This window comes from Tildeniella sp. (assembly GCF_059505325.1).
Window position 1 is genome coordinate 35,518 of the sequence record NZ_JCACKI010000025.1, and the last position, 13,614, is coordinate 49,131.

Here is a 13,614-nt window from a genome sequence, read left to right on the forward strand (position 1 = left end):
GCGCTGAACGATCAACCACCGTCAACGATTCTACAAACCGCCAAATGTCATGATTTGCTAGTGCTAAACGTATCACACTGTTTGAGGCTACCTGATTTTAGACCACGATCGAACCACGAGACCCGCTGTTCAGACGACCCATGCGTAAAGGCTTCTGGTACAACATAGCCGCTAGACTGTTTTTGCAAATAGTCGTCACCAATCTGAGCAGCCGTATTCATCGCACCCTTCACATCTTGCCCGTTGATTAAGTTGCGCTCAGCGGTGTAGTGCCCCCAAATACCAGCAAAACAATCAGCCTGAAGCTCAAGGCGAACGGACAGATTGTTGACCGTTGCCTTATCTGAGCGCGATTGCAGTTGTCTGACTTTGGTTGAGATGCCAAGCTGGTTCTGCACATGATGACCGACTTCATGGGCGATCGCATACGCACGCGCAAAATCAGCATCCGCTCCAGCCGTCGCCTGAACTTGCTTAAAGAACGCCATATCCAGATACACTTTGTCGTCAGCCGGACAGTAAAATGGACCCGCTGCTGCCTTCGCAAACCCGCAGGCTGAATCAACCCTACTGCTAAAGAGCACTAACTTTGGCGCTTGGTACGTTGCATTTAACTGTTGCTTGAAAATGCGGTTCCAGGTATCTTCAGTGTCGCCCAACACGGCTTTAACAAAGTCTGAGTCTCGATCCTGTATTGGCTGTCCCTGTCGTTGAGGTGCGGGGGCAACATCACCACCTTGCATCAAACTCAAGATTTCTAAAGGGTTAACCCCAAAAATCAGACCTGCAATGACCGCAATGACCACACCACCAATGCTGGCACCGCCAACACCTCCAGGAACGCCACCAGACCCGCCTCGACTGTCTTCCACATTGTTACTGCGGCGCATGTCGCTCCATTTCATAGCGTCTTCCCCGTGATGTGATGTTTAAGGTGGTACATGGCTGTCTTACATGGTTCAAATGCTACCAGAACCGCAACGAACAAAACAACTCTAGAGCTTGTAGAAGGCAGAAGGCAGGAGGCAGAAGGCAGAAGGCAGAAGGCAGGAGGCAGAAGCTAATACTCCTCACCTCTCTCTTCTCACCCCTCACCCCTTACCCCTCACTTCCGCGAAGAGGCAGAAGGTAGAAACTTTACAGCCTCATCCCCCACGTTTCAACCCTTTTGGTGTTGCCGAGAGTGGAACAAATCTTTCACAATAAGTAGAGGTAGGCGATCGCAACGCCTTCGCAAGGCTCTGAACGGCTCTACATCTACCAAAGCAAATCAACATTAGTGAGATGGCACGGAGGTATCCGCGTGAAGTGGCAATTACTGGGATTGGGACTAAGCTTCACCGTTAGCACTGCTTACCCAGCTTTGGCAGTAGCACCAGCGGCGGTCGAAGCCCATGACAATGTGGCTTGGTCAAAAGTCGTCGAAAATCCGTTTGACGGCAGAATCGTCTACGATCGCAACTATAATTCTGGCTTTGTTTTCGTTAGCAGTTGGTCAAAGAGCGGCATTGGTGTCACCTACAACCGCATCGGGTCGAGGCTGATTGGTTACGATGCGGGCTTTGGGCACTCTGGCTTTGGGGGCTTTGGCTTTGGACACTACAGAAGAGGCTTTGGTCTCGGCTTAGGGCTGTCGTCTGGTATCGACCCGGTCTATCGTTACTACCTTACTGAAAGTGTGCCAGACTCGATCAGTCTTGCGATCGCGGGCAAACTTTACACCTACACCAGCGGTCCGGTTGCACCAGATTTAGCCGCAGCGCTTGCCAATGCACCACCCGGAAAAGTTATGATTCGGCTGGTGTGGAACGACGGCAGAACGAAAGATACCGAAATCGGCAAAGATACTGTCAAAGCCTGGAAGACCATTTTTCAGCCGTCGTCATAGCAGGCTATGGCGATGATCACTAAGTAGGCGGAACAAATAAAGTATAAAACGGTAGTCCTAACAGGCACCCCAACCATTGCTCGTGTTGGCACAGCGAAAGCAAGCCCAATCCACGGCTTGTTCCCCTGGTTGCCGACCCAGTACCACCTCTGGTCACACTGAATCGTCAAATGCCCTTTTTTTGAACCGCCACCGCGATCGGTTGAGGCACGTCCGCCGTGTCATGCACATCGCTTGGCAGCCAAGGCTCTGAAACACCCACTCATCTTGCGATGCCAGCTCAAGGGATCGGCTCCAATCCAAGCTGGTCGCTCAAGGTTTTCGTCGCCACCTCAAGGCGTTTGGGCTAGGGGTTTGGACCAACTGTCTGCCACACTCGCGGCACTTAAAGTTTGGTTTGCCGTTGTAGCTTTTGCCCTTTTTGACCGTGTGCGTTGATTGACCAGTAGGACAGGGTGTCAGAGCAATCGACATCAAACACATGAGGTAACGTGATCTGATTCATCCTTACATCTTTAGGACTACCAAGTTTAGATATTCCTTACTTTAGACACTGAAGTCGCGGCTACACGAAAAACACCTGCCAACGCAGGTTGCAAAACCCCTGTTGCTCCGTAGTCTGTAGCAGCAAACTTTCTTCACAAGACTGCGGTTTTAGCGCCAGACTGTTCAACAACCTCTTAGAAGGGCTTATTTACTTGACTGAAAAAATCTACAGCTAAAATAATTATGCTTACAGGATATATTTTTGAATACCTACTTCTTAGTTTTAAAGTATTACTTAAAATTATTTAAGCTTTATAGATTCACATGCTTCTTCATCGCTACTTTATATGCTTATCCTGTTTTTTCGTATATGCTCGGTGTTAACTAGGAAACTGTCGATCTTAAAACTAGTTTAAGCAAGCATTAATAGTTTCAAGTATCACCAGTTACAAGAGGTTGCTGCTCTACCACTTCAATCCATTTCGACTGCATTTACCTCCCAGACTATTCCTCTTGAAACACGGCTTGCAAAACGATAAGTTACTGGGCGTAATTAAAGCTAAAGATGATTTTGGGGATGGAGGGGGTGGAACCCCCTTCGGCTTGAGCGCTCAAGCCGAAAGCTGCCTTGGGGCAACGCCCCCAAACCTCTTCCTCACAATTAATTGTGGCTACCTACTTACTTTCAACTTTAGATGATGTGTATTTTTGAGCGACCCATTGGTGCTCAAAAATATAGTCAATTTAGTGAATAGAAAGATTTCAAATTTATCGAATCTATATCAGTCTGAACGAAAGAGGCTGCACGATCGCTGCTTGGTGAAACGCTCACAAGTCAAAATCTTGCCTGCAGTTAATCGTTTAGTGCCTAAGCTAACTGAAGCCTTTAGTGCATTTTCAGCGTCGAAGAAAGCATTCAGACCTGTAGTTGTTTTATACATAGAGTACTCTGTCTAAAAATGACATTAACTCTCTATTTCTCCCGTATCAGCTAACAATTACCATCACCTGCGAGATACAGCGAACGCGTTCTGGCACGATTTACTCTTTTAGCTACTCTCCCTAAATGAATCAGAGCTGACCATCATGAATACCATCTCTATGGTTGACCACAAGCCCTCTCAAAAACTTCACCCGTTAAGTCTACTAGCACAGGCAAAAAGCCGTCAGATCAGTGGATGTTTGCATGTCTCTAGTAATGCGGGTGTTTGGTCGATTTATCTTGACCAGGGCGAACTGATTTATGCGTCTTCTTCCATCGATCGCTTTGAGCGTCTGGATCGTCATTTGCGCCAGCTTAGTCGTCAAGTCATAAACCTGGTGAGTCCAGTAAGGGTGCAAGTGCGCCTGCTCTTTGAAAGTGCGCCAGAGATGCGATCGAAAATTAGCTCTGATTATCGGGCACTCTGCTGGTTGGTTGAGCAACAACACCTTACATCTGCTCAAGCGGCTGGGTTAATTGAAGAGCTGGCAAAAGAAGTGATAGAGTCTTTCCTTTTAGTGCAAGAGGGTAGCTATGAGTTGATTGAAAAAGAAAAATTCGACGAATTTCCGAGCTTTTATCGACTTGATTTACGTCCGCTAGTCGAATTTTGTCAAGAGCGTTTGCGACAGCAACGAGTTGCCAAACCGTTAGTGCCATCACCAAGCAATCGTCCTGATTTTGTAGCCCAAAAGAGAGGCACTCAAGCGTCTACAGTAATCAATTTGTCACCTGGAGATTCTAGTGCTGCTGTCGCAGCCGCTAACAAGAAAGATAGACCTCCAGAAAATGTGTCTCTTAAAGCAACCTATACGATCGTTTGTGTTGACGATAGTCCGACTGTTTTGCAGGCGATTAATAGCTTTTTAGACGACACAAGCTTTGCCATTGTCATGGTCAATGACCCAGTACGAGCCTTAATGCAGGTGGTACGTAGCAAGCCTGATTTGGTCTTGTTGGATGTGGAAATGCCAAACCTCGATGGGTACGAGTTGTGCTCATTGCTGCGGCGACATCCTACCTTTAGAAACACGCCTATCATCATGGTGACAGGAAACACTGGCTTTATCGATCGCGCTAAAGCAAAACTTGTTGGTGCTTCTGGTTACTTGACTAAACCGTTTACGCAATCAGATTTGTTGAAGATTGTGTTCAAGCACTTGAGTTGTTAGTTGTTGGTTATTAGTTGTTAGCGAGGGAGAAGAAAAGAGTTTTGAGTGTTGAGTTCTAAGCTCGGAGCTTCAAGTGTTGAGTTAGGCAGCCATATGTTTTTTAGCCTTTAGCCTATCAACTCTTGGCTCCTGATTCTCGTCCACTAAAAACTAACAACCAACAACTAAAAACCAATAACTTCCCATCCGCATTCTATAAAGAGGAACTGTATGAGCTTAACGCTGATGATCACGATTTTGGTGGTTGAGGATACGCCGTCTGAGCGGGAATTAATGAGTCATTACCTGCGCGAAAGTGGGTATACCGTGATCAATGCCGTGAGTGCCCAAGAGGCTTTAAGCAAAGCGATCGAGCAAAAACCAGATGTCATCATTACAGATGTTGTGATGCCAGGAATGAGTGGGTTTGAACTCTGTCGCAGCTTAAAAAAGCATCCAGTTACTGAAAAAGTGCCCATTATTATTTGCACTTCTAAGAATCAGGAAATCGATCGTCTGTGGGGGATGAAGCAGGGAGCCGATGCCTACCTGACGAAGCCCTTCACCCGCGAGCAATTAGTTCGCGCCGTTAAAGCCATCGTGGGTTAAACCAATGACGCAATCAGCGCTAACACTACCTACTAGCCGTCTACATTCGTTGGGTGAGGCGTATCTCAAGTTTTTGCTTGATCCACAAACGCCTGTTGTACTGCCAATGAAGCAGGTACAAGAAGTGTTAGTGCTATCGGCAAATCGTCTCACACCGATGCCAAATATGCCTGCTTGCATCATTGGACTCATGAATCGCCGGAGCCGAGTGCTATGGGTGGTTGACCTGACGCGACTGCTAGGGACACCATCGCTGGACTTAAACACACAGCAGCACACCCTGGTCATCGTTCGTCCAGGAACGATTTCCCTGGGAGTCGTGGTGCAACAGGTTGAGGGCATGGTGTGGATGACACCGGATCAAATTCAACCACCGCCTAGCCATGTGGCATCAAGTTTGCTGACGTATCTCCGTGGGTGCGTTTTGCAAGAGCAAGAAATCTGGTTTGTGTTGGACGCGCTGAGCCTTTTACAGTCGCCTGTTCTACACAATTCGTCAGTACCGTAAATTTTTTGAACTGTTTTGGTCAACCCGTTTTGCTAAACCTTCTTGCACTATTACCCTGAGATACCGTTATGGTTAATCGTACTGATGCAGCCGAAGCTCTTAACAATCGCACCTCTTCGCGTGACGCGGCTCAACTCGGCGATCGCTGGGAAACACTGCCAGCTCCCTCTGAACGCTCATTAGAATCAACCGATGATTTTCTACCAACACCACCACTGGTAAAACGTCGTCCGTTTTTGATTCAGTTATTCTGCAATTTGTCGATCGGTCGTAAGCAGGCGCTTGCCCTCATTGTTTGTGAACTGGTGCCCATTTTGGGTTTAGGCGTTTGGTCTACCCTTACGCTGACAGGCAGTTTGCGGACACAACTTCTGGAACAAGCAAAATCAGAAGTTGCCGTTACCGAGGCAAACTACAACACCAAGCTTGATCAGATGGGATATGGTTCGCGGGGACAAGCGGACAACACAGCGTTGATTAGTGCTGTACGCGCCCAATCGCAGGGCAACAGGCTTAATGCAGACGTGAATGCACAGGTACGACAGATTTTGCGAAACGAGGTGAAAGCCCGCAAGATGGAGTACGCGACGCTGGTTGATCGAGATTTGCGGATTGTGGTGAATGCAAATGTCGATCGCCAGGGCGAAACCTTTGATCCTAACGGCTTGGTCAGCAAGGTACTCAAAGCACCTGCTCAAATCAAGTCCAGTGCCATTGTGTCGTGGTCTGAGCTGGCGAAAGAAGCGCCACCGTTACCGAATGGCTTTAGCAAGCAAGACAGTCTGATCCGATACGTAGTGACACCGATCAAAGATCCTGATACTAAAGCAGTGGTTGGGGCGCTAGTGTTTGGGGACGTTGTCAACGCCAAGCTGCCGATCGTTAACGAAACACTCAAAGCCTTTGGCGGCGGTTACAGCGCCATATATGAGCGCCCGCCTAGCGGTGAGTTTGTGCTGGCAACTGCCTTAAACAAAACCAAAACTGATGGCACTGCTAATACCAAAGATAACCTTGCCCTACCAACCACCGCGCTACTAGACGAAGCGGCAGCAGCAAAGGGAAAAGCCGTAACGCAGCGACTCGACATTGGTGGTCACAGCTACACCGTGGCGGCGAAGGCAATACCCAATCAAATCGTCGAAACGCCGGATGGAGCTGTAGCCAGCTATAGCGACAAACCCACAGCGATTCTGGTTAGAGGGACACCAGAAGACAGGCTGAATGCGTTGCTTGGCAGCAGCTTACAGCAAGAAGCGCTGGTACTGGCTCTGACGCTGTTGGTGGTTTCCCTTTGGACGGCTGCCTTCCGGCGGTTAGTCCTAAAGCCTTTAGAGACGCTGGAGGAAACAACCCAGGCATTTGCCGATGGCGATCGCACCCGGCGCGCTCAGGTATCTTCACTGGACGAAGTGGGTCAACTGACGATTGCGTTCAACGCGATGGCAGACAGCATTGTCAGCTCGGAAAAGGCACTGGCAACCGAAGCACGGCAGCGAGACTTGCAGGCACAACAGTCGGAGCTACTCAGTAACGTGGTAGTGAAAATCCGCCAGACGCTTCACTTTGACGACATTGTGCAAACGGGTGTAGACGAAATTCGAGAGTTTCTGAAAGTCGATCGCGTCTTGATCTACCGCTTTAACGAGGGCTATGAGAGCGGTGTGATTACTGCCGAATCGGTCGGTGCTGGCTGGATTCGGGCATTGGGGCAGACGATTCACGATCCGTTAGTGGAAGGGGCGATCGAGCGCTACAAGAATGGGCGTGTCTGGTCTATCGCTGACGTTTCTAAAGGTAATCTCAGTCACTGTCACTGCGAAGTCTTAGAGCGTCTTCAGGTGAAAGCGAATGTGGTTGCCCCCATCAAAGTGAACGGTGAACTGATGGGGTTAATTTGTGCCCATCAATGTTCTCATCCCCGTGAATGGCAATTATCCGATCTAGACTTTTTTGTGCAGCTTTCGACCCAGATTAGCTACGCCCTGGATCAAGCAGACTTGCTCAAGCGGCAAGAACTTGCTGCGAAACAAGCCCGCCAGCTCAACGAAATTACCTCGCGGATGCGCGAGACGCTCGATCCACAGCAGATTTATCAAGCCACACTCAAGGGCGCACGTGACGCACTGGGAGTCGATCGCACGATCGTCTACCTCTTTGATGAACACTGGAAGGGCACAGTCACGGCTGAATCCGTGGCACCCGGGTTTCCGATCGCGCTAGGTGCTCAGATCGCCGATCCTTGCTTTGCTCAAAGCTATATCGACAAGTATCGCAAAGGGCGTGTGCAGGCAACTGCCAACATTCACGAGGCTGGGCTAACCGACTGTTACCTCGGACAGCTTGAACCCTTCCAGGTCAAGGCAAACCTGGTGGTGCCCATTCTGGTCGAAGACACGCTCCTTGGTCTGCTGATTGCCCATCAATGCTCGGCACCACGTCAGTGGCAAGAAAGCGAAATCAATTTCCTGCAGCAAGTTGCCATTCAGCTAAGCTTTGCGCTAGAGCAGGCGACGCTGTTGCAGAAGAGTGAAACCGCCGCCAAATTCGATCGCTTGCTCAACGAAATTACCTCACGGATGCGTGAGACGCTCGATCCACAGCAGATTTACAAAGCAACGCTTAAAGGCACCCGTGACGCACTGGGAGTCGATCGCACGATCGTCTACCTCTTTGATGAACACTGGAAGGGTACAGTCACGGCTGAATCCGTGGCATCAGGGTTTCCGATCGCGCTAGGTGCCCAGATTGCTGACCCTTGCTTTGCCCAAACCTATGTTGAGCAGTACCGTCGAGGGCGCGTTCAGGCAACGGCTAATATCCACGAGGCTGGGCTGACTGACTGTTACCTTGGACAGCTTGAACCCTTCCAGGTCAAAGCAAACCTGGTGGTGCCCATTCTGGTCGAAGACGCACTCCTTGGGCTGTTGATTGCCCATCAATGCTCGGCACCGCGTCAATGGCAAGACGATGAAATCAGCTTCTTCCAGCAAGTCGCTGTCCAGTTGAGCTTTGCACTGGAGCAAGCGACGCTGTTGCAACAACGCGAAGAAGAAGCCAAATTCGATCGCTTGCTCACTGAGGTAACGCTCAAGATTCGGCAAAGCATCAAACGAGACGAAATTCTCGTTGCCGCTGCCCACGAAACGCGCGTAGCTTTGAATGCTGATCGAGTCGTTGTGTACGAATTTAACCCCGACCATACCGGAACAGTGTGCGCCGAGTCGATCGTGAAGGGCTACGAGTCCATCTTGGGTGCTGTGGTCAACGACCCCTTCCGTGAAGGTCTGATTGACCAATACCGCGATGGTCGTGTGCGGACAATGAACGATGTCGAGGCGGAAGGCTTGTCTGCCTGCCATCGTGAGATTCTCAAGAACTTTGAAATTAGAGCCAGCATCACAGCACCCATTTTGGAAGGTAGCCGACTTATGGGCTTACTGTGTGTGCATCAATGCTCCGCCCCGCGTGAGTGGAAGACGATCGAAGCCAGCTTCTTCAAGCAAGCCTCTACCCAGCTTGGTTTTGCGTTAGAGCAAGCACGTTTATTTGAAGAGAAAGAACGCGCCCAAGCCATTACCGAGTCGCTGTCTGAGGAGCGGCGGCAACAGACAGAAACATTGCAGCTACAGCTTCTACAACTGCTAGGTGACATCGAAGGAGCCGCCAGCGGCGATCTTACGGTACGCGCTGAGGTTACGGCAGGCGAAATCGGTACGGTTGCCGACTTCTTTAACTCGATCGTAGAAAGTCTGCGGCAGATTGTGACGCAGGTCAAAGTCTCTGCCCTGGAGGTGAACGCCTCGCTCGGTCAAAACGAACACGCCATGCAGCAGCTTGCCGCAGACGCGTCCAAACAAGCGACGGAAACCACGCGTACGCTAGATTCTGTCGAGCAGATGGCAAGCTCGATTCAAACAGTGGCAACCAGTGCTCGACAGGCAGCCGATGTGACCCGATCGGCTGCCACCACCGCCGAAGCAGGCGAAGACGCAATGGATTTGACCGTGCAAAACATTCTGGCGCTCCGAGACACGATCGGCGAAACTGCCAAAAAGGTCAAACGCCTGGGTGAATCGTCGCAGCAGATCTCCAAAGTGGTGTCGCTGATTAACCAGATCGCACTGCAAACCAACCTGCTGGCAATTAACGCTGGTATCGAGGCAGCACGGGCTGGCGAACAAGGTCAAGGCTTTGCAGTGGTGGCTGAGGAAGTCGGTGAATTGGCGGCTCGATCGGCGGTTGCCACTCAAGAAATTGAGCAGATTGTCAGCACCATCCAGCGGGAAACCAGCGAAGTCGTCGAAGCCATGTCGCTGGGCACAACCCAGGTGGTCGAAGGAACGCGGCTCGTCGGTGATGCGAAACAAAGTCTGGTGCAACTGCTGGAGGTCTCCCGTCAGATCGATCGGTTGGTGCAGTCGATCTTCAACGCCACCGTTTCGCAAACGCAGACCTCAGAGGCGATCGCCACCCTCATGCGAGACGTGGTGCAAGTGTCTGAACGCACCTCCGATTCATCTCGGCAGGTTTCAGACTCACTTCGTCAGACCGTTGAAGTCGCTCAAGAGCTACAGGCATCCGTCGGCACCTTCAAAGTTGGGTGAAGGAGGTGAGGTGAGAGGTGAGAGGTGAGAGGTGAGGTTATTCAGTTTGCAAAGGCTACAGATCCTTGACCCTCATCCCCATCCCTTCTCCCTAGGGAGAAGGGTGTTTAAGGAAAGTCCCTCTCCCCAGGGAGAGGGATTGAGGGTGATGTCGAGTCGATCTGTAGTGCCGACTTTGGGATTTGGTATTACTTCCTACTCCCCACTCCCCACTCCCCACACCCTACTCCCCACACCCCACACCCCACACCCCACCCCCCTTACTCCTCACCCCTCCCCCTTCCCCATGCAGGATAAAGAACTGGAAATCCGACGGCAGTTTCTAGACGAGGCACAGGACTATCTCGACCTCCTGGAAACATCGGTGCTGGGCTTGTCAAGCAGCCGTGTTGATATTCAGCAAATCAACGCAGCGCTGCGGGCGGCTCACTCGATCAAGGGTGGCGCAGGCATGATGGGCTTTATGGCGCTGAGCGACCTAGCGCACCGTCTGGAAGATTCGTTCAAAGTCCTGAAAATTCAGAAATCAATCGAAATTGATTTAGATCTGGAGCGGTTACTGCTGTCTGCGATCGACTGCTTGCGTCATGTGGTGTCGTGCGATCGCCAGCATCGTCCCGTCGAGGCTGACTGGCTAACCGCGCAGGCAGCCCCAATTTTTGACCAACTGTACGAGCAGCTTGGCGAACCCCAGCCAGAAGATGCGGCTTCCGTTCTCTCGCCCGACAGCGACGGACAGGCAGTGATTGCCCTGCTGTTTGAAACCGAAGTCGAAGGCTGTTTGCAGCGCCTGGAAGCCGTGTTGTCAAACCCTGATCAGCCTTGCCTGCGCGAAGAGCTGACCATTCTGGCGCAAGAGTTAGGTGGACTCGGCGAAATGCTTCAGTTGACTGCCCTCATTAGCCTGTGCGAATCAGTCACGTATGCCCTGGACACCGCGCCCGATCGCACAGAAGTAATCGCTCATGCGGCGCTGCAAGCTTGGCGGCAGTCACAGGCAGTTGTGTTAGCGGATGAGTGCGATCGCCTGCCCACCACGATCGACCTTGAAGCACTCGACCTTGCCGCACTTGCCATTCTGCCTGACAATGCTGACCACCTGACCGCCGCTGATACCTGGCACGATGAGCCAGACAGTGACGACTTGCCGATCGAAGTTTTTGATACCTGGCATACAGCACCCGACAGCGTTGACTTTTTCCCGATCGAGTTGCAGGCGACCCAGGCAGCGCCTGACGAAGAGCCGTCTAGCCAACCCTCAGAGCAGCCACCCGAACCGCTGCAACCGCTAGTACGACACCAGCCCACAGGCGATGCCTCGCGCGCGACTGACTTCCGAGTGCTGGATGCTAATGCAGACGCTGAGGCAGAAGAGGAAGATACCAATGCCACTGTGCGAGTACCCATCAAGCAGCTCAATCAACTCAACGATTTGTTAGGCGAACTGGCGATCGAGCGCAACGGTCTGGACATTTACATCCATCGGCTGCGTAGCCTCACCCGTACTCTTAATCGGCGTATTCGCACCCTGGAGCAATCCAATGCTCGACTGCGATCGTTCTACGATCAGGCAACACCGCGCACCGTCGGAGACTTCAAGCTACTCGCCTTGCGTCCTGCCCTACCAGAAGCAACGCAGAGCGCGCATCTTTCACCCTCTACTCCCTACTCCCCACCCCCCACTCCCCACTCAGATACCCGCTTTGACAGTCTGGAAATGGATCGCTACGGGAAACATCACTTGCTGTCTCAAGAAATGACGGAATCCATTGTCCAAATCCAGGAAGTGTCTACTGACATTGAGCTAAACCTGGATGACACCGAGCAAACCATCCGTGAACTCAACAAAACGGCGAAGCAACTGCAAACGGGTCTGACTCAGGTGCGGATGCGTCCCCTATCCGATGTGGTCGATCGCTTTCCCCGCGCCATTCGTGACCTCTCGTTGCAGTACGGCAAGAACGTCAAACTTCAACTCAGCGGTGGCAGCACGCTCATCGATCGCAACATCCTCGAAGCACTGAACGACCCGCTGATGCACCTGCTGCGGAACGCCTTTGACCACGGCATTGAAGCCCCTGAATTGCGCCTTGCTCGCAATAAGCCAGCCGACGGCACGATCGAAATTCAAGCCAGCCATCGGGGCAATCGGACACTCATCACCATCCGAGATGATGGTGCAGGCATCCCCATTGATAAAGTGCGCGCTAGAGCTGAGCAAATGGGCTTAGATCCGACGCTTCTAGCCGCTGCCAGTGATCAAGAGCTGCTGTCCCTCATTTTTGAACCCGGCTTTAGCACGAGCGATCGGGTGACTGCCCTCTCTGGTCGCGGCGTTGGCATGGATGTCGTGCGCGACAACCTCAAGCAAGTGCGGGGTGAAATCACCGTCGCCACCGAAGCAGGGGTTGGCACGACCTTCACCCTGTCACTGCCCTTCACGCTCTCCGTTGTGCGCGTCCTGCTCGTCGAAAGTAATGGGATGCTGCTGGCGCTCCCCGCTGATGTCGTTGGCGAACTTGTGCTCCTGCAATCAGAACAGGTAATTGCCACTGCTGGCGGCGAAGTCCTTAACTGGGATGGCACTCTCATACAGCTCATTCGACTGGCTCGCTGGCTCGTCTTCAACTGCCTGCGCCAACCCTACGCCCTGGAAGCGCCGCCCAGCATCAACGAAGCGACGGTTTTAATCGTCAGTCAGGGTACACAGTTGTTTGGGTTGCAGGTCGATCGCTGCTGGGGAGAACAAGAAGTTGCCATTCGTCGCATTGAAGGCACGCTGTCATTGCCCTCTGGCTTTGCCAACTGCACGATTACAGGCGATGGTCGCGTGGTGCCCCTGGTGAACGTACCCGAACTGCTGCACTGGATTACAAGCTGCGAACGCTCCGGTTTCCATACAGCACCCAGTCAGGTGCCTGCCCCAGTCGCTGCGATCGATCGTACCCCTGCCCTATCTCTCCCCTCTGCCCCCATCACCAAAATCCTGGTCATCGATGATTCCATCAACGTGCGCCGCTTTCTGGCATTAACGCTCGAAAAAGCAGGCTACCGCGTCGAACAGGCAAAAGACGGTCAAGACGCGATCGAAAAGCTTCAGGCAGGGCTGTCCGTCCAGGCAGTCATTTGCGACATCGAAATGCCTCGTCTTGACGGCTACGGCTTTCTCACCAAGGTCAAAGCCAGTCCTGCCCTGGAGCATCTGCCGATTACCATGCTGACCTCCCGTAGCGGTGACAAACATCGTCAACTTGCCATGAGCCTGGGCGCAACTGCCTACTTCTCCAAGCCCTACAACGAGCACGAACTCTTGCAAACGCTGGGGCGTGTGATTGAGGCAGGGGTGAGGGGGTGAGGGGTGAAGGGTGAGGGGTGAGGGGTGA

The 13,614-nt window shown here is 51.9% G+C and carries 9 protein-coding genes; 7 read left to right on the plus strand and 2 right to left on the minus strand.

The window, feature by feature from the left end:
* Positions 1-47 precede the first annotated feature (47 nt).
* On the minus strand, positions 48-905 hold the full coding sequence (ypfJ, locus tag AC5JO6_RS10510) for a KPN_02809 family neutral zinc metallopeptidase (RefSeq protein WP_496081011.1): 858 nt from the start codon (positions 903-905) through the stop codon (positions 48-50).
* Positions 906-941: 36 nt separating this feature from the next.
* Here ypfJ and AC5JO6_RS10515 point away from each other — a divergent pair, with 36 nt between their 5' ends.
* Both AC5JO6_RS10515 and AC5JO6_RS10520 read left to right on the plus strand, forming a co-directional pair.
* Complete coding sequence (locus tag AC5JO6_RS10515; RefSeq protein WP_496081012.1) at positions 942-1,064, plus strand: hypothetical protein; 123 nt, start codon at positions 942-944, stop codon at positions 1,062-1,064.
* A 239-nt stretch (positions 1,065-1,303) separates the two neighbouring features.
* Entirely contained in the window at positions 1,304-1,888 is a 585-nt protein-coding gene (locus tag AC5JO6_RS10520; RefSeq protein WP_496081013.1) for a hypothetical protein, read from the plus strand.
* Positions 1,889-2,200: 312 nt separating this feature from the next.
* Here AC5JO6_RS10520 and AC5JO6_RS10525 read toward each other — a convergent pair whose 3' ends face one another.
* A complete protein-coding gene (locus tag AC5JO6_RS10525) occupies positions 2,201-2,371 on the minus strand; it encodes an IS1/IS1595 family N-terminal zinc-binding domain-containing protein (RefSeq protein WP_496081014.1) in 171 nt (56 codons plus the stop codon).
* A 1,089-nt stretch (positions 2,372-3,460) separates the two neighbouring features.
* Between AC5JO6_RS10525 and AC5JO6_RS10530 the strand changes: the two genes are divergently transcribed.
* The 5 genes from AC5JO6_RS10530 (at position 3,461) to AC5JO6_RS10550 (ending at position 13,586) form a co-directional block, all read left to right on the plus strand.
* Positions 3,461-4,528, plus strand: a complete 1,068-nt coding sequence (locus AC5JO6_RS10530; RefSeq protein ID WP_496081015.1) for a response regulator — start codon at positions 3,461-3,463, stop codon at positions 4,526-4,528.
* A 210-nt stretch (positions 4,529-4,738) separates the two neighbouring features.
* Positions 4,739-5,116, plus strand: a complete 378-nt coding sequence (locus tag AC5JO6_RS10535; protein ID WP_496081016.1) for a response regulator transcription factor — start codon at positions 4,739-4,741, stop codon at positions 5,114-5,116.
* Positions 5,117-5,120: 4 nt separating this feature from the next.
* A complete protein-coding gene (locus AC5JO6_RS10540; RefSeq protein ID WP_496081017.1) occupies positions 5,121-5,624 on the plus strand; it encodes a chemotaxis protein CheW in 504 nt (167 codons plus the stop codon).
* Positions 5,625-5,692: 68 nt separating this feature from the next.
* A complete protein-coding gene (locus tag AC5JO6_RS10545; RefSeq protein ID WP_496081018.1) occupies positions 5,693-10,231 on the plus strand; it encodes a GAF domain-containing protein in 4,539 nt (1,512 codons plus the stop codon).
* A gap of 286 nt (positions 10,232-10,517) precedes the next feature.
* Positions 10,518-13,586 (plus strand): hybrid sensor histidine kinase/response regulator, encoded by a 3,069-nt coding sequence (locus AC5JO6_RS10550; protein ID WP_496081046.1) that lies wholly within the window; start codon positions 10,518-10,520, stop codon positions 13,584-13,586.
* Positions 13,587-13,614: the final 28 nt, after the last annotated feature.

Bases quoted from the DNA above. Each gene is read 5' to 3' on its own strand.
- ypfJ (WP_496081011.1), bottom strand. From the start codon at position 905: ATGAAATGGAGCGACATGCGCCGCAGTAACAATGTGGAAGACAGTCGA.
- AC5JO6_RS10515 (WP_496081012.1), top strand. From the start codon at position 942: ATGGCTGTCTTACATGGTTCAAATGCTACCAGAACCGCAACGAACAAA.
- AC5JO6_RS10545 (WP_496081018.1), top strand. From the start codon at position 5,693: ATGGTTAATCGTACTGATGCAGCCGAAGCTCTTAACAATCGCACCTCT.
- AC5JO6_RS10550 (WP_496081046.1), top strand. From the start codon at position 10,518: ATGCAGGATAAAGAACTGGAAATCCGACGGCAGTTTCTAGACGAGGCA.
- AC5JO6_RS10525 (WP_496081014.1), bottom strand. From the start codon at position 2,371: ATGTGTTTGATGTCGATTGCTCTGACACCCTGTCCTACTGGTCAATCA.
- AC5JO6_RS10540 (WP_496081017.1), top strand. From the start codon at position 5,121: ATGACGCAATCAGCGCTAACACTACCTACTAGCCGTCTACATTCGTTG.
- AC5JO6_RS10530 (WP_496081015.1), top strand. From the start codon at position 3,461: ATGAATACCATCTCTATGGTTGACCACAAGCCCTCTCAAAAACTTCAC.
- AC5JO6_RS10535 (WP_496081016.1), top strand. From the start codon at position 4,739: ATGAGCTTAACGCTGATGATCACGATTTTGGTGGTTGAGGATACGCCG.